This is a genomic window from Marinomonas sp. ABL3_031, assembly GCF_056161265.1.
Map to the genome: position 1 here is coordinate 195,717 of NZ_JBSWYU010000004.1, position 21,820 is coordinate 217,536.

Consider the following 21,820-nt stretch of genomic DNA (forward strand, 5'->3'; position numbering starts at 1 on the left):
GTTCATGTATTTATTGTTGTTCGGTTTTGATAGGCTCTTCTGGCGACAATAAAGTTAATTTCAAACGACGAAGAGTTTGTGTGAAGATTATTCCAATTATCCTTGCGGGTGGTGTAGGTCATCGACTTTGGCCGCTTTTTCGTGAGCATTTCCCTAAACAATGTCTGCCTCTTACGGATCAAGGGTTTAGTCTGCTTCAACAAACTCTACTTCGCACTCACTCGTTGGATGTTGCTGATCCTATCGTGGTCTGTAATGAGGATCACAGATTTCTTATCGCACAACAGTTACGTAAGCGTACGGGCAACCACACCTTGTTTCTATCTCAGAGCTTAATATTCCAAGGTAACAGGTCTTCTAGGCTGTCCTCTACATTGCGCTTCGGAAGTTCTTCAAACAACGTCACTAAGTATTCGTAAGGGATTAACCCATTCGCTTTTGCGGTTTCGACAATACTGTAGAGAACCGCACTACTTTTCGCGCCATTGCCTGTATTTGCAAACAGCCAGTTTTTACGTCCAATAACGAACGGTTTAATCGCTCGTTCCGCACGATTGTTGTCTAACTGGAGTTCGGTGTAATCCCCCCATTTTTAATAGAGGGCAAAAGTAGAGCCTAAGCAGCCTTCATAAGCCATTTAGGTGGAATGCCACCAATGGCGCTGTTTGGCCTTTCATTGTTGTACGTCCATAACCACTTCGTGGCAAGGTATTGTGCGTGCTCGACGGATTCAAATTGATGAAGATCGAGCCATTCATGTCGCGCTGTTCGGTTGAAACGCTCAATATAAGCATTCTGCGTTGGCTTACCTGGCTGAATGAATAAAAGCGTAATTCTATTATTCGTTGCCCAGTTCACAAGCTGACTAGAGATAAACTCTGGACCGTTATCACATCGCATGGCTGCTGGCTTGCCTCGCCACTCAATGATCTGCTCAAGTGAACGTATTACTCTGGCACTAGGTAAAGACAGGTCAACATCAATAGCCAAACCTTCTCGGTTGTAGTCGTCCAGCACATTGAACGTTCTTAGCTTGCGGCCATCAGATAGCCCATCGCTCATAAAATCGATTGACCAGACTTGGTTGGGGGCTGTCGGTACGCTCAATTCATCTGGCTTATCACGCAAAATACGCTGGCGAGGCTTGATGCGAAGATTCAGCTCAAGCTCCCGGTAAATGCGATACACCCGCTTGTGATTCCATGGAAAACCTTTCACGTTTCTAAGATACAGATAACACAGACCGAAGCCCCAACGCTTGTTTGCTTGTGTGAGGCGTAACAACCAATCAGCTACCTGTTTATTCTCCTCTGAGAGGGCCCTCTTATAGCGAAAACAGGTTTCACTGATCCCCATACAGACACAGGAAAGGCGAATTGAAATGCCATGCTTCACAATGGCTTGTTTGGCCATCTCTCGACGTCGAGATGGCTTTACAGCTTTCCCTCAAGCGCCTCCTGTTGAATCATTGCCTTGAGCCGTTCTTCAGCATACATCTTCTTGAGTCGGGTGTTTTCCGCCTCTAATTCTTTTAGACGCTTCATCATAGAAGCGTCCATACCACAATACTTAGCTCGCCATTGATAGATGGAGGCTGAGCTGATGTTGTGCTCCCTAGCAAGGTCTGGGATCGACATCCCAGCCTCATGTTGCTTCAAAATCGCCATGATCTGGTTTTCGGTAAAACGTGACTTTTTCATAGATTGCTCCTGATTCATTGATCATAAAACTCTCTACTTAAAATCCCAATCATTTTTTGGGGGGATTACAGGGGGCTGGAGTGACATTGGTGCTTGGGATGCTTTATATGATTATGCCGATAAAGATGAAAATCAGAACGTACTGTTAGGCGATGTAATGGCAGAAGGCACAAATAACTGCTTGGTTCGCTCAGAGTCTCGCCTTGTAGCAACTGTTGGTATGCAAGACTTGGTTAACGTCGAAACCGCAGATGCGGTGTTAGTGATGGATAAGAACCAATCGCAAGATGTGAAGAAAATAGTTAAACGAATTAAACAAGAAAACCGTGAAGAACATATTCATCAAACCACTTTGCATTGACCTTAGGGAAAACTATGAAAAGGTAGATCTAGGCTGTCGTCATAAAGTAAAATGCATCGTCATCGTGCCGAGCATGGGGGATTAATGATTGGCACTACCAACTGGAATAATTATTTTATGAAAGATATATGAAATTTTATGCGCTAAGCTCAGAGAATAAGAGTTTTTTGGTTAACGCTTCTTTTTTGGCGTTAATGCAAGCTATTAATACTTTTTTACCTCTTTTGACTCTTCCTTTTTTAGTTCGAGTATTGGGGGTGGAGCTGTTTGGTCAGTTGGCTTTTGTTACCGCATTTATGTACTATTTTGTCGTATTGTCGGATTACGGCTTTAACCTTACTGCAACTCGTGACATTTCAATTAATCGAGATGATCTAGGTGCTATAAATTGTATTTATAGCAATGTAATGGTTGTTAAATCAGCGCTGCTTGTCGTAGGTTTTTTTTGCTCTTTAGTCTTTGTGCTTCTTATACCCTCTTTTTTTGAATATTGGCCTTTATATCTTGCTTCATTCTTAGTGGTAATTTGCCAAGCTTATTTTCCTATTTGGTTTTTCCAGGGGATGGAGGCTATGAAGTATGTATCTTATCTAAGCGTCTTTGCTAAGATAGTTTTAACCGTTGGTATTTTTGTTTTCATCTCTGGTCCTGAAGATTACCTTTGGGTGCCTATTTTGACTGCTTTGGGTTTTCTCTTATCTGTACTATTTGCTCTTTATTTGATTCATGTTAAGTACAGGGTGTCATTTAAAAGGCCATCTTTTGTGGAAGTACGACAATGTCTAGTTGATGGCTGGTTCGTTTTTTTGTCCCAAATGAAAATTACTCTATTCAGCTCTAGTAATATTGTTATATTAGGGGGGGTGTCAGGTCCAGTAGCTGTGGGCTATTATGTTGCGGCAGAAAAAATTATGCGAGCCCTAGCTTTGGCGCAAACTCCAGTAACTAATACTTTGTTTCCGTTGATAGCAAAAAAAATAGTAACGGATAAAGCTGGTGCTATCGCGAAATTAAAAAAAATTGCCTATTTAGGTGGAGCAGGATACCTAGCTATTTTGTGTGTAGTGTACTTTTTTGCCGATGGGGTTATTAATCTTTTGTATGGTAATGAAATGCAAGACAGTACCTGGGTATTAAAATTAATTTTGATTATTCCTTTGTTGATTTTTTTAAATAATATTTTTGGCACTCAAATTTTACTGAATACAGGTCGAGAGAAAACTTTTTTTTATATTTTGTTGTTTTCTGCTCTTTTAAGTTTAGTTTTATGTGTTTGCTTGACTTATTTATACTCCTATCGAGGTGCCGCAGTTGCATTGCTGTTGACTGAGATTTTTATCGTATTATCTTTTTTCGGGGTAACTTATCAGGACTGGTTCTCGATTCGAGATTAGTTTATTATTGTGAAGAGAGTTTTATGCAAGTTAATGTGAATAGAGGGTTTGTTTATAAAGCTTGGGGTGCTATTTATAGTTCTTTAAGTTTTATTTGCATTTTTGTATTTTTGATTTTTTTTGCTACAATTATCTCGGCATATTTCTCCTTGGATTCATTTTCTTATCAAGATATATTTAAAAGATACAGTTCTACAGGTTGGTCGCGAATATGGCGGGAAATTAAATATTATGAGTTTTTTTTCTTGGCGTTGGCGAAAATTTTTAATGGTTTTCCAAGTGTTATATGGTTTGCTGTCATTGCAGTCTGCTCTGTCTCACTTAAATTAATCTTAATAAAAAAAGCTAGTAATGATTTTTACCTGTCTTTGTTTTTGTATTTTGCATATTTTTTTGTGCTACTAGATGGTACTGGGATTCGAGTTTCTTTAGCTATTGCTATTGCTTTTTTGGGAGCATTCTTTTTCAGCTCAGGTCGGTTTTTTCTTGCTCTGTTTGTCATTTCCTGTGCTGCGCTTTTATTTCATTATTCTCTAGCTTTCTTTTTCTTGATATTTGCTTTTCGCAATCAAAAGATAACCTATTTTCTTATGTTGGCCTGGCCTTGCTCGATTGTGCTTTGGTGGTTAGGAGTGAGTGGTCTTGATGTTTTTAAAATGTTAGTTTTGTACATAGATCCAGGTTGGATCGGCTTTAATCAGTTAAGGTCATATGCTTTAATATTTGATGAAACATCAGCTCCCTATTCAATACAATTTTTTTTATTATATGTCACATCGCTAATGGTTTTTTTTCGCTTTAAAGATGGTCTAAATTCTTTTGAATTAATTTGTTTTAATTGTGTTTTTGTATCTCTGGTTTTTTTGGGTGTGTTTGCAGGAGCTGAAAGTTTGCAAAATAGAATTAGTGAGATTTTTCGGTTTGGCTTAGTTTTTGTTTTTCCATTTTACTATAGGCTTTGCTTGGAGGTCACGAGAAATAAATTAGTTTCTAATGTGCTGGTTTTTAGCGCTTTGATTGGTTATTTTTATTATTATGTTATACGCGCAGGTATGATCGTGTGGCCTGAAAATGGGAGCCTGTTTTAATGTCTCGTCTCGCTTGTGTTGTAGTGAGTTTTAATCCAGATATTGATTATTTTAAAGTAGTTATCTCTAAAATTTTAGGGAACAATATCCCAGTTTATTTGGTTGATAATGGTTCGTCAAATATTGATGATTTGTATGATGTTCTTCCAGAGTCTGTTACCTTAATTGACTTGGGTGAAAATGTTGGTATTGCTAAGGCTCAAAATATTGGGATTCAAAATGCCTTCTCTGCTGGCGTTGATTATGTTTGGTTAAGTGATCAAGATACGATTTATGCTTCAAATTATGCAGAGAAAATGTTAGAAATTATTGATTCACTTGAGGAAATAGGTATTCAATATGGTGCTGTTGGGCCTTGTTTTTTTGAGTTAAATAGGAAGCGCGTTGAGCCTTTTGTACGATTTCAGCCCTACTGTAAACGTTTTCAACCAGTGCCAGGACTCAATCCAGTTGCTCATTTGATTGCATCAGGGATGGTTATCCCTAAAGAGGCTTTTACTGAGGTAGGTAAGAAGCGAGAAGACTTTTTTATCGATTGGGTTGATCTTGAGTGGTGTTGGCGTGCAAATGCCAAAGGCTATCCAGTCTTTGGTAGTGGTGATGTTATGATTGAGCATAACTTGGGTGATGAAATGGTTAAAGTTGCTAATAAACAGATATCTATCAGAAGCCCATTTAGACATTACTTTATTATCCGCAATGGGTTGTATTTATGTTTACATGATCGGTTGTTGCCATTTAGTGCACGTATGCATTATTTAATTTTGACATTAGCTACCAGTATAGGTTATCCGTTATTGGCTCGTACTCAAAAATGGCAGCATCTTAAGGCTAATTTATGTGCATTGTGGCATGGTTTAATAGGTCGCCTTGGTCCGAAGCCTTAGCATTAGAAAATTGAATTAATAGAGATAGTGTAGTATGAAAATTTTAGTAACTGGCGGTGCGGGGTTCATCGGTAGTTCTGTTGTGCGTTATTTGCTGAACAGTACTCAGTATTCAGTTGTTAATCTAGATAAACTGACTTATGCAGGTAATTTGGACTCTATTCCTGTGTCTATGCAAGACCAACGTTATGCTTTCGAGCAGGTTGATATTTGCGATGCGGCTGAATTAGATAGGGTGTTTGGGGAGCATCAGCCAGATGTAGTGATGCATTTGGCAGCGGAAAGCCATGTAGACCGTTCTATTGATGGCCCCGGCGATTTTATTCAGACCAATGTAGTGGGTACTTATACCTTGCTGGAAGCGAGTCGTAAATATTGGATGAGTTTAACGGATGATAAAAAATCCGCGTTTCGTTTTCATCATATTTCTACCGATGAAGTGTATGGAGATTTATCACATCCCGATGAGGTAGAAGGTGAGTTGCCTCTATTTACTGAAACCACGCCTTATGCACCTAGTTCGCCCTATTCTGCCAGCAAAGCCAGTTCAGATCATTTAGTTCGTGCTTGGTTGCGTACCTATGGTTTGCCGACAATTGTGACCAATTGCTCGAATAATTATGGTCCTTATCATTTCCCTGAAAAACTCATTCCTCATGTGATTTTGAATGCCCTGTCTGGTAAAGACTTGCCCGTCTATGGTGATGGCTCTCAAATTCGTGACTGGTTATATGTAGAAGACCATGCTCGTGCTTTGGTGAAAGTAGCAACCGAGGGGGCAGTTGGTGAAACCTATAATATTGGTGGTCATAACGAAAAGCGTAATATCGATGTGGTAAAAACGATTTGTGCTCTGTTGGAAGAGCTTGTTCCAATTAAACCGGATGGCGTGAATGCTTATCAAGATTTGATCACTTATGTTAAAGATCGTCCTGGTCATGATGTTCGTTATGCGATTGATGCTAGCAAAATTGCCAATGAGTTAGGCTGGGAGCCGGAAGAAACCTTTGAGACAGGGATGCGTAAAACAGTACAATGGTATTTAGGCAATCAAGATTGGTGGCAGCGCGTACTAAGCGGTGACTATCAATTACATCGTATTGGCGAAGATGCATAAAAGGTCGAGTATGAAAAATCGTAAAGGTATTATTTTGGCGGGGGGAAGTGGTACTCGTTTACATCCACTCACTTTAGCAACGTCTAAACAGCTAATGCCCATATATGATAAACCGATGATTTATTATCCGTTATCTGTTTTGATGTTGGCGGGTATTCGTGAGGTGTTGATTATAACTACGCCAGAAGATCAAGCCAGTTTTCAAGATCTTCTTGGGGATGGAAGCCAGTTTGGTCTTCAGCTCAGTTATGCTATTCAACCGTCTCCAGATGGGTTAGCGCAAGCGTTTATCATCGGTGAAGAGTTTATCGGCGATAGTGATGTGGCTTTGATATTAGGTGATAATATTTTCTTTGGTCAGCACTTCTCTGAAAAATTAAAGCAAGCCTCGTCTCTAGATAAAGGCGCGACCGTATTTGGTTATCATGTTTCCGATCCTGAGCGCTTTGGTGTCGTCGCCTTTGATGAGGCAGGTAAAGCCGTTAGTATTGAAGAAAAGCCAGAAAATCCTAGTTCACCCTATGCGGTGACGGGACTTTATTTTTACGATAATGATGTCGTGGAAATTGCTAAACAAATTAATCCATCAGCACGCGGTGAGTTAGAGATCACTGATGTGAATTTGGCGTACCTCAATCGTGGTGATCTCCATGTCTCCATACTCGGGCGTGGCTTTGCTTGGTTGGATACGGGTACACATGATTCTTTGCTGGAAGCGGGACAATTTGTTCAAACTGTTGAGCATCGTCAGGGGTTAAAAGTGGCTTGTTTAGAAGAGATTGCTTATCGTCAGCAATGGATTAGTTCTGATCAGTTGCGAGCTTCTGGCGAAGCATTGATAAAAACAGGTTATGGGCAATATTTGCTTAAAGTCGCTGATGGTTATCAATAAAGGCCACTAATTTAAAGACTATCAATGAAAGGTAAGAGTGATGGATGTTATTAAAACCAATATTGACGGAGTAGTGATTATTGAGCCTAAGGTGTTTGGTGATGAGCGCGGCTTTTTTCTAGAAACCTTTCAGGCTGAACGCTATAAAGAACTGGCTGGGATCGATTTATCCTTTGTGCAGGATAACCACTCTCGTTCTGGTAAAAATGTACTGCGCGGTTTGCATTTTCAAAAAACGAATCCGCAGGGTAAGTTAGTTCGCGCTGTGCGTGGTGAAGTGTTTGATGTGGCTGTAGATATCCGCAAAGGCTCACCTACTTACGGTCAGTGGGCTGGCGTTATTTTATCAGAAGATAATAAGCGGCAGTTTTGGGTGCCGCCAGGCTTAGCCCATGGCTTTGTTGTGTTATCGGATGTGGCGGACTTCGAATACAAGTGCACCGATTATTATGATCCGTCTGACGAAGGCTGTTTGATGTGGAATGACCCTACGGTAGGCATTGAGTGGCCTGAAGGTATTGAGCCGATTTTGTCTATTAAAGATCAGAGTGGTCTGGCACTGGGTGAGTTGGTCTGATGCGTATTTTACTCACCGGTAAAAATGGCCAGCTTGGTCGTTGTTTTCAAGATATAGCCATTCCTACAAATCATGAACTTTTTGCCTTTTCTTCATCCGAGTTGGATATAACTAGTGTTGAACAGGTTGGTGCGGTTGTTGGTGATATTCAACCTGATATTATTATTAATGCAGCAGCTTATACGGGGGTTGATAAAGCAGAAATTGAATCTGAGCAAGCTTTTCTCGTTAATGCTACTGGGCCTGAAATATTGGCAAATTTTGCTGCTCAGTTAAATATACCTCTTATCCATGTATCAACTGATTATGTGTTTGATGGGGCTGCAGTTGAGCCTTATCAAGTTTGTGATATAACAAATCCACAAGGGGTATATGGCGCTTCTAAGCTAGCGGGAGAGCAGGCTGTTGTTGCTGCGTGTGAAAAATACATTATTCTACGTACTTCTTGGGTATTCAGTGAGTATGGAAATAATTTTGTCAAAACTATGGTGCGTTTAGCCAAAGAAAGAAGTGAGCTTAGTGTTGTAGCAGATCAGTACGGATGCCCAACTTATGCTGGGGATTTGGCTCAAGCTATCTTAGAAATTTGTGAGCAACATGAGTTGGGGAAGGTGCTGGAGTGGGGGCTTTATCATTACTCCGGTGATATACCGACCAGCTGGCATGGTTTCGCCCGTACCATCTTTGCTAAAACTGAGGCGTTAGGTTTAATTGTTAAACGGCCACAGCTCAAAGCTATTGGCACCGATCAATATCTGACATCTGCAAAGCGGCCAGAGTATTCAGTAATGTCTACAACGGCGCTAGCTGAGATTGGCCTTCAGACGTCCTCATGGAGAGACAGTCTTAATTTTGTATTAGATAAGTTGAAACAATGAACGCTACAATTGTTGTCCCTACTTATAATGGTGGCAAACGATGGGAAGAGGCTGCGCACCGTCTCTCTGGACAGCTACCTGCAACTTTCAGGGTAAAGGTTATTGATTCGTCTTCACTAGACAACTCTCGTGATGTTGCTTCTGGACTTGGTTTTGAAGTGAATCAGATTGATCAAAAGGACTTTGATCATGGTGGTACACGATCTTATTCATTAGAAGATATAGATACAGAATTTGTGGTGTTTTTAACTCAGGATGCTCTGTTAGAGGGCGATAAAGCTATCTCTAATTTACTCTCTATTTTTGCTTTAGATTCGAATGTTGTTTGTGCTTATGGTCGCCAGTTACCTCATGCAGATGCAAATCCATTAGCGCAACATGCACGATATAGCAGTTATGGGTTACATAGCTATGTAACAAGTCTAGAGAGTGAATATCCGGTAGGTTTTCGGAAAGCTTTTATGTCTAATTCTTTTGCAGCTTACCGCGTTGACTTTTTGCGCACTATTGGTGGTTTCCCCAAGCGTTTGATACTAGGTGAAGATGCATATGTTGCTGCAAAAGCGTTGCTGTCAGATAAGAAAGTGGCGTATGTAGCTCACGCTGAAGTCAGACATTCTCATAATTATTCTGTTATAGAAGAGTTCCAGCGATATTTTGATATTGGTGTTTTCCACTCAACTCAGTCTTGGATGATAAAAGAACTTGGCTCTGTCGAAGGTGAGGGTATTAAATTCGCGATTGGACAGCTTAAGTTTCTCTATAATAAACGTTATTGTTACTATTTTATTATTTCTATTCTTACATCTTTTGCTAAATATTTTGGTTACAAACTTGGTAAAAAGCATAAAAAGTTAGGAGGGGCATTATCTAAGTTTTTTTCAATGTATAAAAGCTATTGGAATCGTGTTGTTTGATTGCTTCCTTTTTTATGTTTTGATTTTTTATTGGGTAGGTATCCAGCTTTAAATTAACTTATTAGCCTGGACATTGCACCGATATCTGTTAGTTTTGAGTTGTAAATAAAGTAGTATATTAATAGTGTTACTGTAAATATAATATTGGCTTGCCATTTCTTGGGTAAATGTTCTTGAAGGGTTGATAAATACAAGGGTATTATGAAAATAATAGAAAATCGATATATTTGACTAATTCTGTTTTGTAGTACAGATTCTCCAGAAAGTAAGACCAAGATACAGAAAGAAAATAAGAGCAAGTTAAAGCATGCATGCTGAAATTCATTTAACTCTTTCTTTTTTATAAAGTATACAAATAGTGTTGATGACAATAAAATTAAGATTTGAATAGAGTATGGCTTGCTGTTTGGGTCTATTCTTGATAGATAGGTTGATAATTTTTCATATTCTATGTTGTAAATGCTAAGTATATCTAAGATATTTTTTATGATTGTTAGTAGTTTTATATTTAAAAAATATAAAACTACTAACAATATCCAAGATATGATTATATATTTGCTTCTATTTTTAGATAGTATAGTGAATGCGGGTAGTAAAGTTAATATGGAGTAGTGGAAGAAAAGCCCTGAAAATAATACTAAGATAAAACCAATTCTTTTTTTGTTTTTTGTCCAATAAAATATTCCCCAATAAGCTATGCCAATCGCTAAAGATACTCTAATTTGGGTGCCTTCATGTATTGGAAAGTAATATGTTAAATAAAAAATAATTGAGGCGTAGTAGTTTTGACTTGTTTTATTGATAAGCATTATTTTTAGTAGGATTGAAAGTCCAGCTATCAATGAAAATATATAAAGCAATTGATCTTGAGGATATATCTTTGCTATAAGTAGATGAAATAATTCAATTTCTTTTAATTGATTAAAAAATAAATTCCAGCTTGTTTCGTTATAAAATTCAAACGCTTCTCTATAATTTTGAGAGTCTAATGAAAGGTGTAAGGAATGGAGTGTTGCAATAGGGAGCAATAATATAAAGCTGATTACTACTTTTTGTTGATATAAAAAATCACAAGCCTTCATATTGCTAGTCCTTTTGGATGAAACCTTTAAAAACAGTTAATAGAATTACTTTCGTATCGAACCATAATGACCAATTTTCGATATAGTAAAGGTCGTGTTCTATTCGTTTTTTTAAGTCTGTGTCACCACGCCAACCATTTACTTGAGCCCAACCTGTAATCCCAGCTTTGACCGTGTGCTTCTGCATGTAACCGGGAATTTCGTTTTTAAACTGCTCAACAAACATGGTGCGTTCAGGGCGTGGCCCTACAATAGACATATCACCTTTTAAAACGTTTAAAAATTGAGGTAGCTCGTCTAGGCTGGTTTTTCGGATAAAAGAACCAAACTTTGTAACAGACATATCCTTGGCACCTCCCCACTTTACGCCTTCTTTTTCACTATCAATTGTCATTGAACGAAATTTGAGCATATTAAAAGTGCGACCGTTCCAGCTTACCCGTTCTTGACGATAGAAAATTGGTCCTGGAGAAGAAAGTTTGACTCCTATAGCTAATGTCAACAAGACTGGGCTGATCATTAGTAAAATCATTGCTGATAGTATCTTGTCTTCCAGCTCTTTTAGGAAGCGGTTTTTGCCTTCTAGCATGTGAGAAGTTGATAAATTAATGACTGGTAGACCGGCCACTTCTGTAAGAGAGTGGTTTAGAAGTTGAAAACCAAAAATATCAGGAACCATGCGAATAGTAACAGCGCTGGTAGCTAATGTAGACTGCACTTTTTCCATTCGTTTAACTTCGCTGAGGGGTAATGCTATCCATACTTGATCCGTATGGTATTTATTTACAATATCGTCAATGTTTTCTATAGTGCCGAGAATTGGTATTTCTTTAACTAGAGTTTTTTTGTATTTATTCGGGGAATCAGTAATAAAGCCTTGGACTTGCATACCTAGTTCTGGGCTCAAGATGATTCTGCTGGCTACATCTTGCCCTAGCTCACCATCGCCTATAATTATCACACGGCGTATATTAAAGCCTCGTTTTCTTAGTGATCCCAAGAGCGCTCTAAGGCTAAAACGATATCCCAAAATCATGAATGTTGAAGTGATTAACCAAGTCCCCACCCAAATTCTTGAGTAAAAAACAGATGTTTGTGTTGCAAAAGCACTTATCACAAGAAATAAAAAGGTACCAAAAGTTGCTCCAATTACACAACGCATCTCTGATGATAATGATGCTCCTCGCCAAGCGCGATAGGCTCCTAAGTAAGTTAAGATAATCATACCAATCAGGGAACCAAGTAACAGCACGTTTAGGTATATTGAGTCAAGTTGGAAGTTCGAGAATCGTAACCAATAGCTAAATAATCCACTAGTAATAAGACAAATAAAATCAAGAAAACGTAACGACAATGCGATTGAAGCGCTATGTTCTTTTAAAGATAATCCGGTTTTCACTTAGTACTCACTTGGTTTGTTATGTACAATATGTAGTTTACATTATATGTTGCAGCTTCATTTGCCTACCTTATTGGGTTCAGGTAAGGCTAATTCATTATATTTTTTGAACTTAATTGATTATGACATTTTAAAGATAGGTTTTGTACATGCTGGATAGGCTTTTTAATTATTGTGTTTGGTTTTTTGCTTCCTTGACTTTTGTCATTTCTCTTAGTTATCCCTCTGGATATAACATTGGAGCTACTTTAATTTTTTTACTAGGCATAGCTTTCTTATTTGTACGAGATTCGAAGTCTTGTGTTGATAACAGTGATTTACAGTTGATATTTATATTTGCACTTTATGGTTCAGTTATGTTCTTTTTTGTGTATTTAGATGGATTTCACATACGTGAACTGGATCGCCCCTCTCGCTTTATTTTAGTGTTACCCATTGTATTGTTATTAATTCGTTTAAATGGTCCAAGAGAATGGTTGTTTTATGGGGTGGTATTGGGGGCGATAAGTGCTGCCTTTCTTGGTGTATATGAGCGAATATATCTTGGTTTAGGGCGTGCACATGGAGATGAGCATCCAATTATGTTTGGTAACATAGCAATGATGCTTGGCCTGCTAAGTTTTGTAAGCGCGTTGTACTTTTTTAGCAATAAAAGAGTGTTTTTGATAGTTTTGTCATTGCTAGGGTGTCTGTGCGGTATTGCAGCATCTATTATGTCCGCTTCAAGAGGGGGGTGGGTAGCGTTACCATTAGTAGGACTGTTTTTGTTGTGGAATAGTCGTTTTCTGTTAGGCAAGAATCGGTTGTTGAAAGTTGCTTTATCACTTTTTGTGTTTGCTTTTACGGCTTTTTTTGTGCCGCAAACGGGAATAGAGGGAAGAATTAATCAAGCGTTAAATGAAGTTGCTCTTTATGGTCAAGGTGTCGATAAAGAGTCATCAGTTGGTTTAAGATTCGAGATGTGGAAAGCAGCTATTAAGATGTTCGAGGCCTCCCCTTTAGTTGGTGTTGGAGAGTATGGAAGCTATTCATTTAAGCAGGATTTAGTTCAAAAAGGTATCGTATCAGCGAAGGTTCTGAAGCATTCTCATGCTCATAATGAATATTTAAATGCTCTGGGTTTAACTGGAATATTGGGTTTTGTTGCATTGATGCTAGTGTATCTTGTTCCTCTAAAGCTATTTTTGGCTAAGATGAAACAGTATCAGGATAATTGGAGTATCCGAGCCTATGCTATGGCTGGCGCTCTAGTGCCGATGTGCTACATGGATTTTGGTTTATCTCAAGTGATGTTTAGTCATAATATTGGTGTGGTGATGTACGCTTTTCCAATTGTATACTTCTGGGCCGCTGTTCGTTGGGCTGAGAGAGAAGAATTAGCGAAAGCTGAAGCTTCAGATTGACTCTACTGTGAATACTTTTGTGAACAAATAAAGCCGCTGATTTAGTCAAATCAGCGGCTTTCGATTTTATGGCTTTTGAATGAAGGTCTCTAGCCTTTACTCAGCCTTTTCAATACCGTGCAATTCAACAACAAATTTCAGCGCTGCGTTTGGTGGGATTGGGCCTGTGCCACCTGGGCCGTAGGCTAGGTCAGATGGGATGTAAAGCTCGTATTTAGAGCCAACAGGCATTAGTTGTAAGCCTTCAGTCCAACCAGGGATAACGCCATCAAGTTGGAAGGTGATTGGCTCGCCACGTTCGTAAGAGCTGTCAAAAACGGTTCCGTCGATGAGTGAACCTTCGTAATCCACTTTTACGGTATCAGTTGCGTTTGGCATGTCGCCATCGCCTTTGGTGATGACTTTGTACATCAGACCTGAATCCGTTTTCATCACGCCATCTTCTTTGGCTTTTTCAGCTAACCAGGCGTCAGATGCGGCTTTTGACTCTTCCATCACTTTTTGCTGTTCAAGCTGGGCTTTTTCCATTTCTTCTTGCTGGAAGCTTTGAATAGATTGAGTGATTTCTTCCATGGTCATTTTAGGTTCTTCGCCTTGATAAGCCGATTTGAAGCCTTCGATGAAGGTATCTATATCTAATTCCGGAAGATTTTGCGCCATACGCGAACCAAACATAGTGCCCATGCTGTAACCCAGTTTTTGTTCTTTAGTATCCAGTGTCACATCATGGTCGTGAGCATGTGCAAGGGCAACGGAAGACATCATTAACGTCGCGATGAGAGTTTTTTTCATAATAAAAAGTGTTCCATTGTTGAATTAATTACCACACGAGTGGATTTGCTTTCGACGGAGTTTGATTCTACTACCCTTTATTTTTCAGTTGATTGACAAGGCGATAACAAAACGGAAAGCGTATGATAAGCCTCGTGCTTTGTAAAATCAGATCCGTCGCTCTTTTATAACATAAGTGTTCTAACATAACCTTGCTAGGTTACGCCAATCTTATGTGTCTCACTATACCAAAGCGACCCCTTCACCTGCACACTTTGTTTGAGTTTCAAAAGATCTCTCTTTTTTAAAAGAATGGTTCTACAAAGCACAAGACGTAAAGTGAGATTAATGCGCGCCGATAGTGGGATACAATCGCTTTTACAAAAGCATGACAGTGTTTGCAAAAGCGTGTTTCTTTACAATTGAGTCTTGACGGATTTTTGACGGTTGAGAGAACGAGCTATTAGCAAGGCCTTCTCCTTGGAAAGATGAGGGAACAAGAAATTTAGTTTGGTGTGAAACACCCTTGTACTGCGTTTCGCTTATTCCACCTACGGTGTTAATTGGATTGTAGGTTTGATGAGTGAGGAAATAAAATACTCAAGCGTTCGGATTATACGTTAGGTGGTGTTAGTTATCTCATGGTGTTAGATTAGCGGCTTTGTTTTGGCTGTATGGATTGGTTGCCTGTGTTTAAGAGTTTTGTGGTGTTAAAAGAAGTTCTGCATTTGCTGTTCCCCATGATTTTGACCATGACCTTGGAGTTGTCGATCAGTGTGGTGGATACGGTGATGCTGGGGCACTATGATGCTTTGCATTTGGCGGCAGTGGGGTTAGCTTCAAGCTTGTGGATGCCAATAGGCTGCTTCTTAATTGGTGTTACCTTTGGAATTACACCCTTGGTCACGCGTCATTTGCATGGTCGACAGCCTAAACTGGTCAATTTATACATGTCACAAGCCTTAGGCTTATCAGTATCTTTAGGTTTAGTGGCGGTTCTTATTACTATCATCATCTTGCCGCAGTTTGCTGAAGCCATGGCATCCGAGCCTGAAACGCGCGAAGTGTCCGTGACCTATTTGTATCTCTTTGCGCCAGCATTGCCCATGCTAGCCTTGATGACAGCATACAAAAATTTATTTGAAGCGGCAGGGCGGCCCGCTTTTCCCTTATTCGTTGCCAGTGTCGGTTTGCTGTTAAATATACTGTTTAACTATGTGCTGATCTTCGGGAACTTTGGTTTTCCAGAAATGGGGGCGAAAGGCGCAGCCATTGCATCGTGTTTGTCATTGTACATTGCGGTATTTGCTTTCTTCTTATATGACCGCTTTATCAACAAATCGCCTTTATTTACCCATATTGTTTGGCGTTATACCCGTCAATTTGGCATTTTGCTGAATGTGGGGATGCCAGCAGGCTTTGCCTTTGCGTTTGAGGTAGGACTCTTCTCTTCCATGACTTGGCTAATTTCTTCCTTTGGTGATTTGGCGCTAGGCGGCGGTCAAATTGTGCTGTCTTATACCTCGATTTTGTTTACTCCCTTGATGGCTATGAGTGCGGTAACGGCCATTATTGTCGCCAAAGCCATGTCGAAAGAGGGCGTGGAAGGGGTAATGAAACGCCTTCGTGTGATTGTGATGCTGGGTTCTGGCTATGTCTTTACGTGTTTTATCTTGACTCAAGTTTTTCATCAGCAGATACCTTACCTTTATAGCCGAGATGAAGAAGTGGTTGCCTTGGCGGCGAGTATCTTAGTGATTTCTGCTTTTTATCAATTCCCAGACATGCTCCAGACGGTTTTCACTGGAGCACTACGTGGTTTTAGAGACACGCGATCTTCCATGATTGCTTTTGCTGTGTCCTTGTTTGGCTTGAGCATTCCATTAGGCTTTTGGTTGTCGCACTATAGCCCTTGGTCAGACACCTTGTCCTTGCGAGGGTTTTATATTGGTTTGGGTGCGGGATTGACTTTATTGGCGACGATTTTGATTCTGCGTTTTCGAGTGGTATTGAAACGTTATCAAGGAAAACGCATTGCCTCACCACGGGAAGTGGCGTGATCTTATATCAATTTATTGCATTATGTATTTAGGATTAAGGTAGGGAATGAATATGAAGCAAATTTTAGTCACTGGCGGCACAGGATTTATCGGTAGCCACACTTGTGTAGAGTTATTGGAGCAAGGTTATCAGGTCATTGTGATTGATAACCTGTGCAATTCTAATGCGGAGGTGCTGAATCGAATTCAGGCCATCACGAATCAATCCGTGACTTTTTATGAAGCGGATTTGCTCGATAAAGCTGCGCTTGAGGCTATTTTTGCTCAGCACGATATTGATGCAGTGATTCATTTTGCAGGGCTCAAGGCGGTTGGCGAGTCTACGCAAATACCGCTGACTTACTATCATAATAATCTAACTAGTACCTTGCTCTTGTTGGAAGTAATGGCTAAACATCAGGTATTTAATCTGGTGTTTAGTTCATCGGCAACCGTATACGGTGAGAATAATCCTATTCCCTATGTTGAGCATTTTCCGCTGAGTTCCACCAGTCCATACGGGCGAACGAAAGTCATGATCGAGCAATTCTTACAAGATGCGTTTGTTGCCGATCCGCGTTGGAATGTATCCCTATTGCGTTATTTTAATCCGGTAGGCGCTCATCCAAGTGGTTTGATTGGTGAAGACCCAAGTGGCATTCCCAATAATTTGATGCCTTATATTGCGCAAGTTGCCGTTGGTAAACGGGATAAACTCAGCGTGTTTGGTGGCGATTACCCAACTCATGATGGCACTGGCGTGCGAGACTACATCCATGTGGTGGATTTGGCGCTTGGTCATATCAAAGCCTTGGAACAGCTTGCTAAGCAATCAACACCAAGTATTGAGGCTTACAATCTTGGTGCGGGTAAGGGCTATAGCGTATTAGAGGTAGTTGCAGCGTTTGAAAACGCCTGTGGAAATCCTATCCCTTATACCATTGAACCAAGACGAGCGGGTGATATTGCCGAATTTTACGCCAATGCCGATAAGGCACAAGCCATATTAGATTGGCAAGTTAGCTTGGATTTGGAAGACATGTGTCGTGATGCATGGAAATGGCAGAGTCAGAATCCCAATGGTTTTGGTGATTGATAACCCCACCCTAGCTCTTTTTACTAAGCTCCCCCTTTCCAAGGGGGAGTTGAAGGGGGTCACGTTGTAAGGGCTTAACACTACATCCGGTTAAACCCACGACAGGTCTCAATCAACTCATCGATATCCATATGCTGCTCAACGCTGTCGGCGAGTCGTTCAATTTCACTTTCTCGATAAGCCGTGTAATCAAAAGCTTGGCTTTGTTGATGTCCCGCCCAGTTTAGTAAAGCGTTTAGGGCGTTAGGGTGGTCAAACAAACCGTGTAAATAGGTGCCGATGATTTGGTCATCAGCGGAGTGGTAGCCTTCCATTTCACCATTTTCTAATTGTACCAAGGCTTGGTGTTCAGCGGTGAATTCTGAGACCCCAGAATGAATTTCATAGCCAGTTAAGTCGGCGTTGTTTTTGATCAACTTACCTTGTCGTTGTTTGAGCTGTTTTTCTTCTGCCAATACTGTGGTCATCGGGATAAAGCCAAACCCTTGAGCTGTTGCGCCAGTGGTGTTGTTTTCTAAGCCTAAGGGGTCGCTCAGGCTTTCGCCTAGCATTTGAAAACCGCCACAAATACCGATTACCTTGCCACCGTATCGTAGGTGTTTGTTTAGGTACGCTTCCCAACCTTGTTGACGTAGAAAACCGAGATCGGTTTGTACACTCTTGCTGCCAGGTAATATCACTAAATCCGCTGCTGGTATGCTCTCATTGGCGCCCACCAAGGTCACTTGTACTTCAGGATGTAAGCGTAACGCGTCCCAATCTGTGTGATTGCTGGTACGCGGCATGACAGGAATGACCACATGCAGTTTGGCGGTTTGATTCTCTTTTAATGGACTCTTGGCGACGGCGTCTTCTGACTCCAAATGAAAGCCGGTCAGGTAAGGCAAAACCCCAAGTACAGGTTTCCCGGTGCGTTCTTCTAACCAATCCAATCCAGACTGTAATAAGCTAATGTCGCCGCGAAAGCGGTTAATCACAAAACCGATGACTCGATCTTGCTCACTTTGGCTAAGCAGCTCTAATGTGCCAACGAGATGCGCAAACACACCGCCTTTGTCTATGTCGGCAATGATGATGACGGGGCAATCGATACTTTCGGCAAACCCCATGTTGGCAATGTCACGGGCGCGTAGGTTGATTTCAGCAGGGCTACCAGCCCCTTCGATTAATACCGCTTGGTACTGTGAGGCAAGACGATGAAAAGAGTCCAACGCCGCTTGTTTGGCAATGGTTTTGTATTGGTGATAACCCACCGCGTTCATATTACCGACGGCTTTGCCTTGAATGATGACTTGCGCCCCCGTATCCGTATTGGGCTTGAGCAATATTGGGTTCATGTCTACGTTTGGCTCTAAATTGGCGGCTTGTGCCTGCACGGCTTGGGCGCGACCAATTTCATTGCCATCTTGGGTAACCGCGCTGTTCAATGCCATATTTTGTGGTTTAAAGGGCGCGACGGAAATACCGCGTCTCACAAACAAACGGCATAACGCCGTCACCAAAGTGCTTTTTCCGGCGTCGGAAGTGGTCCCTTGGACCATTAAATGAAAGGCAGGCATCAAGTCATCACGTTTAAATCAATTCGATGTTAGAATTCTACCCAATCTTCTGATTGCTGAAAAACGACCAATATTCATGATGACTTCAATATTTGACTTTATATCGACCAATGCGCTGATTCTGATCATCGCTTTATTATTAGACAGATTGCTGGGGGAACCAAAATCTTGGCATCCATTGATCTGGTTTGGCCGCTGGGTGGATCTGGTGCGTACCTACACTGTGGTGCCGCTCACTGCTCAGCCAGCGCAACAAAATCGCGCCGGAGCTTTGGCTTGGTGTTTGGCCATCGGCCCTTGGTTGCTCTTGTTGTGGGCCTTGTATACTGTGTTACCCGCTTGGCTCGATAATACCTTGTCGGTGGTGTTGGTGTATTTTGCCATTGGTTGGCAAAGCCTAAGAGAACACGCTCAAGCCGTGTCTGAGCCATTGATGAGGGCGAGAAAGCTTGATACATCGTCAACGGACGCGACAGAAGATGACAGCGCATTGCAGCAAGCACGTGAAGCGGTTGGTCATATAGTCAGTCGTGACACACAAAACTTGTCCGTCGATGACGTCGCCAAAGCCAGTATTGAATCGGTTTTGGAAAATGGCAGCGATGCTATTTTTGCTCCCATTTTCTGGTTCATTGTGGCGGGTGTGCCTGGGTTATTTGTGTATCGATTGGCCAACACCTTGGATGCCATGTGGGGTTATAAAAACGAAACCTTTCAGCATTATGGTTGGTTTGCTGCGCGAGCTGATGATGTCCTCAATTATTTGCCAGCCCGTTTGGTGGTTTACACCTATGGGGCTTGCGGTCAATGGCATGCCGCGCTGCGCAGTGCGCGACGACCTTCAGCCAGCTGGAAAAGCCCTAATGCTGGCCCTGTGATGGCAGCAGGTGCTGGAGCGCTTGGTTTGGTCCTTGGCGGTAAAGCGCCTTATTTTGGTCAAGTGCAAGACAGGCCGGTTTTGGGCGAAGGACGATCCCCTCGACCTGATGACATTGCAAGAGCGATCGAGCTGGTGGACAGAAGTGTGTATTTATGGGGACTCGTCATATGTCTGCTGTTTTAGGAGCGGCTAATCTGAATGCCCCAAGTTTGGCTCATGGCGGTGATATTGAGGCTTGGCAGAGACAGCAAAATGCAGCGCAACATTGGCTTGATCTATCTTCTGCCTGTAATCGTGAGCCTTGGCCCATTCCTCATATTGAACCGGAATACTGGTTGGCGCTGCCGGATCAAACGGCCTTATTTGAGACAGCGACGCAGTATTACGGTGTGCGCCCGACTGCGATCACCTCAGGTAGTCAGCAAATCATCGAAGCCTTACCGTTATTAAAACGCGAAGCTCTCAATAACGATAATAAGCGCGTCTATGTGCCGCACATTGGCTATCAAGAACATGCTTTTGCTTGGCAAAAGTGGGGCTATGAGGTGGTGCATTATCATCATGCTCACCAGCTACTAGAAAAATCTTGGGCTGTGGCTGTCCTGATTCAACCTAATAACCCGTCGGCAGAATGGACGGATCCGGCATTGTTCAATTCACTTATCCAGCGAGCAGAGCAGCAAGGTGCTTGGTTGGTAGTGGATGAAGCTTTTGTCGATGTTGAGCCCGAACAGAGTTTGCTGACTAAGTGGAATCCAGACAACTGGCCAAGGGGTTTATTTGTGATGCGCTCTGTCGGCAAGTTTTTTGGTTTGGCTGGTGCTCGAGTTGGTTTTGCTTTTAGTCATACTGAGTGGCAGCAGAGTTTGAATAACTTGATTGGGCCCTGGCCGGTCTCAACGGCAAGTTTGCATCTAGTGAATTTGGCATTACAAGATAACGCTTGGCAACACTCCGCCAAAGCAAAGTTACAGGTTCGACAAGCGGCTTTTGTTGAAAAAGTATTGCCTAAATTCAATACCATTTTCGACTCGCAGGATTATGCTTTGCATCCCTTGTTCACCACTTGGCGATTGGCTGATCAGTGTTATGCTGAGCAAGTTTTCGCCATGTTGCACCAAGTCGGTGTGCACACTCGTTTGGGAGAAGGCTGGATAAGAGTCGCCATGCCCGCCATGGCAGAGCTAGAGGATTTGGATAAATCCTTAATCCGGTTATTAAAAGGGGCGGGAGGCCGAGAGTTAGCTTGAAACATTTAGTCATAGGTGGAGTGCGCAGTGGCAAAAGCGCATTCGCTCAACAATTGGTTGCTGAGCACCATAAGCCTGTTTGTTATATTGCCACGTCTCAGGTTTTTGATGAGGAAATGGCTAAGCGAGTTGCTCAGCATAAAGATAACCGTCCCGCTGATTGGCAGCTGATTGAAGAGCCTATTGAACTGGCTCGCACTTTGGGTGCATTGAGTGGTTCAGGCAAAGCCGTCATAGTGGAATGTTTAAGCTTGTGGCTGAGCAATCTGTTGTGTTTGGAAAACGAAGACACCTTTGCTCAGCAACGAGCGGCACTCATGGAAGCGGTTGAGAGTTTTCAAGGTGACTTGGTCATGGTAGCCAGCGAAGTTGGACTGGGCATTATGCCGATGAATGCGTTAGCACGGCGTTTTGGCGATGAAGCGGGATTGTTAAATCAGGCGTTGGTGAAACTGACCGATCGGGTAACTTTTGTTGCAGCCGGATTGCCAATGCCGTTAAAATAGCCAGCCTTCCAGTACCTTGAAATC

21 protein-coding genes and 1 pseudogene are annotated in these 21,820 nt (G+C 41.6%); 16 read left to right on the forward strand and 6 right to left on the reverse strand.

Annotated elements, in window-relative coordinates; genetic code table 11:
- The first annotated feature begins 80 nt into the window (after positions 1–80).
- Positions 81–419 carry a sugar phosphate nucleotidyltransferase gene (locus ACXAH2_RS07000; protein WP_475077459.1) on the forward strand — a complete coding sequence of 113 codons (339 nt, stop codon included), beginning with the start codon at positions 81–83 and terminating at the stop codon, positions 417–419.
- On the opposite strand, the pseudogene ACXAH2_RS07005 reads toward ACXAH2_RS07000, so the two are convergent.
- Together ACXAH2_RS07005 and ACXAH2_RS07010 are read right to left on the reverse strand one after the other, a co-directional pair.
- Positions 326–583, reverse strand: a pseudogene (locus ACXAH2_RS07005) (transposase domain-containing protein); the annotation flags it as partial. The gene ACXAH2_RS07000 and the pseudogene ACXAH2_RS07005 sit on opposite strands and share 94 nt — an antisense overlap.
- Before the next feature lie 32 nt (positions 584–615).
- Positions 616–1,700, reverse strand: a protein-coding gene (locus ACXAH2_RS07010; protein WP_475077460.1) for an IS3 family transposase whose coding sequence is annotated in 2 segments (ribosomal slippage) — positions 616–1,439 and positions 1,439–1,700 — 1,086 coding nt in all. Because the reading frame shifts where the segments join, the coding sequence is not laid out codon by codon here.
- A 157-nt stretch (positions 1,701–1,857) separates the two neighbouring features.
- Between ACXAH2_RS07010 and ACXAH2_RS07015 the strand changes: the two genes are divergently transcribed.
- The 9 genes from ACXAH2_RS07015 to ACXAH2_RS07055 all read left to right on the forward strand — a co-directional run bounded on the left by ACXAH2_RS07015 (position 1,858) and on the right by ACXAH2_RS07055 (position 9,811).
- Complete coding sequence (locus tag ACXAH2_RS07015) at positions 1,858–2,061, forward strand: hypothetical protein (protein ID WP_475077461.1); 204 nt, start codon at positions 1,858–1,860, stop codon at positions 2,059–2,061.
- 128 nt (positions 2,062–2,189) lie between these two features.
- A complete protein-coding gene (locus tag ACXAH2_RS07020; RefSeq protein WP_475077462.1) occupies positions 2,190–3,455 on the forward strand; it encodes an oligosaccharide flippase family protein in 1,266 nt (421 codons plus the stop codon).
- A gap of 23 nt (positions 3,456–3,478) precedes the next feature.
- A complete protein-coding gene (locus ACXAH2_RS07025) occupies positions 3,479–4,543 on the forward strand; it encodes an EpsG family protein (protein ID WP_475077463.1) in 1,065 nt (354 codons plus the stop codon).
- Positions 4,543–5,430, forward strand: coding sequence for a glycosyltransferase family 2 protein (locus tag ACXAH2_RS07030; protein ID WP_475077464.1), 888 nt, complete (start codon positions 4,543–4,545; stop codon positions 5,428–5,430). Before ACXAH2_RS07025 ends, ACXAH2_RS07030 begins: the two co-directional genes overlap by 1 nt.
- Positions 5,431–5,464: 34 nt before the next feature.
- Positions 5,465–6,547 (forward strand): dTDP-glucose 4,6-dehydratase, encoded by a 1,083-nt coding sequence (rfbB, locus tag ACXAH2_RS07035; RefSeq protein WP_475077465.1) that lies wholly within the window; start codon positions 5,465–5,467, stop codon positions 6,545–6,547.
- Positions 6,548–6,557: 10 nt separating this feature from the next.
- Entirely contained in the window at positions 6,558–7,439 is an 882-nt protein-coding gene (gene rfbA, locus ACXAH2_RS07040; RefSeq protein WP_475077466.1) for a glucose-1-phosphate thymidylyltransferase RfbA, read from the forward strand.
- A gap of 40 nt (positions 7,440–7,479) precedes the next feature.
- Positions 7,480–8,016 carry a dTDP-4-dehydrorhamnose 3,5-epimerase gene (gene rfbC, locus ACXAH2_RS07045; RefSeq protein ID WP_475077467.1) on the forward strand — a complete coding sequence of 179 codons (537 nt, stop codon included), beginning with the start codon at positions 7,480–7,482 and terminating at the stop codon, positions 8,014–8,016.
- On the forward strand, positions 8,016–8,894 hold the full coding sequence (rfbD, locus tag ACXAH2_RS07050) for a dTDP-4-dehydrorhamnose reductase (protein WP_475077468.1): 879 nt from the start codon (positions 8,016–8,018) through the stop codon (positions 8,892–8,894). The genes rfbC and rfbD overlap by 1 nt, the downstream gene beginning before the upstream one ends.
- Positions 8,891–9,811 carry a glycosyltransferase family 2 protein gene (locus tag ACXAH2_RS07055; protein WP_475077469.1) on the forward strand — a complete coding sequence of 307 codons (921 nt, stop codon included), beginning with the start codon at positions 8,891–8,893 and terminating at the stop codon, positions 9,809–9,811. The genes rfbD and ACXAH2_RS07055 overlap by 4 nt, the downstream gene beginning before the upstream one ends.
- Before the next feature lie 53 nt (positions 9,812–9,864).
- Here ACXAH2_RS07055 and ACXAH2_RS07060 read toward each other — a convergent pair whose 3' ends face one another.
- Both ACXAH2_RS07060 and ACXAH2_RS07065 read right to left on the reverse strand, forming a co-directional pair.
- Complete coding sequence (locus ACXAH2_RS07060) at positions 9,865–10,893, reverse strand: EpsG family protein (protein WP_475077470.1); 1,029 nt, start codon at positions 10,891–10,893, stop codon at positions 9,865–9,867.
- Between the two features lie 4 nt (positions 10,894–10,897).
- The gene (locus tag ACXAH2_RS07065; protein WP_475077471.1) at positions 10,898–12,292 is read right to left on the reverse strand and encodes an undecaprenyl-phosphate glucose phosphotransferase; all 1,395 of its coding nucleotides are present in this window, start codon (positions 12,290–12,292) and stop codon (positions 10,898–10,900) included.
- A 149-nt stretch (positions 12,293–12,441) separates the two neighbouring features.
- On the opposite strand from ACXAH2_RS07065, the gene ACXAH2_RS07070 reads away from it, so the two are divergent.
- Positions 12,442–13,695 carry an O-antigen ligase family protein gene (locus tag ACXAH2_RS07070; RefSeq protein WP_475077472.1) on the forward strand — a complete coding sequence of 418 codons (1,254 nt, stop codon included), beginning with the start codon at positions 12,442–12,444 and terminating at the stop codon, positions 13,693–13,695.
- Between the two features lie 96 nt (positions 13,696–13,791).
- On the opposite strand, the gene ACXAH2_RS07075 is transcribed toward ACXAH2_RS07070, so the two are convergent.
- Positions 13,792–14,487 carry an FKBP-type peptidyl-prolyl cis-trans isomerase gene (locus ACXAH2_RS07075; RefSeq protein WP_475077473.1) on the reverse strand — a complete coding sequence of 232 codons (696 nt, stop codon included), beginning with the start codon at positions 14,485–14,487 and terminating at the stop codon, positions 13,792–13,794.
- A gap of 686 nt (positions 14,488–15,173) precedes the next feature.
- Here ACXAH2_RS07075 and ACXAH2_RS07080 point away from each other — a divergent pair.
- Together ACXAH2_RS07080 and galE are read left to right on the forward strand one after the other, a co-directional pair.
- Positions 15,174–16,526, forward strand: a complete 1,353-nt coding sequence (locus ACXAH2_RS07080; RefSeq protein WP_475077474.1) for an MATE family efflux transporter — start codon at positions 15,174–15,176, stop codon at positions 16,524–16,526.
- Between the two features lie 52 nt (positions 16,527–16,578).
- A complete protein-coding gene (galE, locus tag ACXAH2_RS07085) occupies positions 16,579–17,601 on the forward strand; it encodes a UDP-glucose 4-epimerase GalE (RefSeq protein WP_475077475.1) in 1,023 nt (340 codons plus the stop codon).
- Between the two features lie 80 nt (positions 17,602–17,681).
- Here the strand turns inward: galE and ACXAH2_RS07090 are convergent, their stop codons facing one another.
- Entirely contained in the window at positions 17,682–19,160 is a 1,479-nt protein-coding gene (locus tag ACXAH2_RS07090) for a cobyric acid synthase (protein ID WP_475077476.1), read from the reverse strand.
- Positions 19,161–19,236: 76 nt separating this feature from the next.
- On the opposite strand from ACXAH2_RS07090, the gene cbiB reads away from it, so the two are divergent.
- Genes cbiB through cobU form a run of 3 tightly spaced genes read left to right on the forward strand, consistent with a single transcriptional unit; the run spans position 19,237 to position 21,796 of the window.
- Positions 19,237–20,223, forward strand: a complete 987-nt coding sequence (gene cbiB / locus ACXAH2_RS07095; RefSeq protein WP_475077477.1) for an adenosylcobinamide-phosphate synthase CbiB — start codon at positions 19,237–19,239, stop codon at positions 20,221–20,223.
- On the forward strand, positions 20,208–21,290 hold the full coding sequence (locus tag ACXAH2_RS07100; RefSeq protein WP_475077478.1) for an aminotransferase class I/II-fold pyridoxal phosphate-dependent enzyme: 1,083 nt from the start codon (positions 20,208–20,210) through the stop codon (positions 21,288–21,290). Before cbiB ends, ACXAH2_RS07100 begins: the two co-directional genes overlap by 16 nt.
- Entirely contained in the window at positions 21,287–21,796 is a 510-nt protein-coding gene (gene cobU / locus ACXAH2_RS07105) for a bifunctional adenosylcobinamide kinase/adenosylcobinamide-phosphate guanylyltransferase (RefSeq protein ID WP_475077479.1), read from the forward strand. Before ACXAH2_RS07100 ends, cobU begins: the two co-directional genes overlap by 4 nt.
- Positions 21,797–21,820: the final 24 nt, after the last annotated feature.

What these genes read in the sequence shown, in the direction of transcription:
- ACXAH2_RS07015 (WP_475077461.1), top strand. Translation starts at nt 1,858, where the DNA reads ATGGCAGAAGGCACAAATAACTGCTTGGTTCGCTCAGAGTCTCGCCTT.
- ACXAH2_RS07020 (WP_475077462.1), top strand. Translation starts at nt 2,190, where the DNA reads ATGAAATTTTATGCGCTAAGCTCAGAGAATAAGAGTTTTTTGGTTAAC.
- ACXAH2_RS07025 (WP_475077463.1), top strand. Translation starts at nt 3,479, where the DNA reads ATGCAAGTTAATGTGAATAGAGGGTTTGTTTATAAAGCTTGGGGTGCT.
- ACXAH2_RS07030 (WP_475077464.1), top strand. Translation starts at nt 4,543, where the DNA reads ATGTCTCGTCTCGCTTGTGTTGTAGTGAGTTTTAATCCAGATATTGAT.
- rfbB (WP_475077465.1), top strand. Translation starts at nt 5,465, where the DNA reads ATGAAAATTTTAGTAACTGGCGGTGCGGGGTTCATCGGTAGTTCTGTT.
- rfbA (WP_475077466.1), top strand. Translation starts at nt 6,558, where the DNA reads ATGAAAAATCGTAAAGGTATTATTTTGGCGGGGGGAAGTGGTACTCGT.
- rfbC (WP_475077467.1), top strand. Translation starts at nt 7,480, where the DNA reads ATGGATGTTATTAAAACCAATATTGACGGAGTAGTGATTATTGAGCCT.
- rfbD (WP_475077468.1), top strand. Translation starts at nt 8,016, where the DNA reads ATGCGTATTTTACTCACCGGTAAAAATGGCCAGCTTGGTCGTTGTTTT.
- ACXAH2_RS07055 (WP_475077469.1), top strand. Translation starts at nt 8,891, where the DNA reads ATGAACGCTACAATTGTTGTCCCTACTTATAATGGTGGCAAACGATGG.
- ACXAH2_RS07060 (WP_475077470.1), bottom strand. Translation starts at nt 10,893, where the DNA reads ATGAAGGCTTGTGATTTTTTATATCAACAAAAAGTAGTAATCAGCTTT.
- ACXAH2_RS07070 (WP_475077472.1), top strand. Translation starts at nt 12,442, where the DNA reads ATGCTGGATAGGCTTTTTAATTATTGTGTTTGGTTTTTTGCTTCCTTG.
- ACXAH2_RS07075 (WP_475077473.1), bottom strand. Translation starts at nt 14,487, where the DNA reads ATGAAAAAAACTCTCATCGCGACGTTAATGATGTCTTCCGTTGCCCTT.
- galE (WP_475077475.1), top strand. Translation starts at nt 16,579, where the DNA reads ATGAAGCAAATTTTAGTCACTGGCGGCACAGGATTTATCGGTAGCCAC.
- ACXAH2_RS07090 (WP_475077476.1), bottom strand. Translation starts at nt 19,160, where the DNA reads ATGCCTGCCTTTCATTTAATGGTCCAAGGGACCACTTCCGACGCCGGA.
- cbiB (WP_475077477.1), top strand. Translation starts at nt 19,237, where the DNA reads ATGATGACTTCAATATTTGACTTTATATCGACCAATGCGCTGATTCTG.
- ACXAH2_RS07100 (WP_475077478.1), top strand. Translation starts at nt 20,208, where the DNA reads ATGTCTGCTGTTTTAGGAGCGGCTAATCTGAATGCCCCAAGTTTGGCT.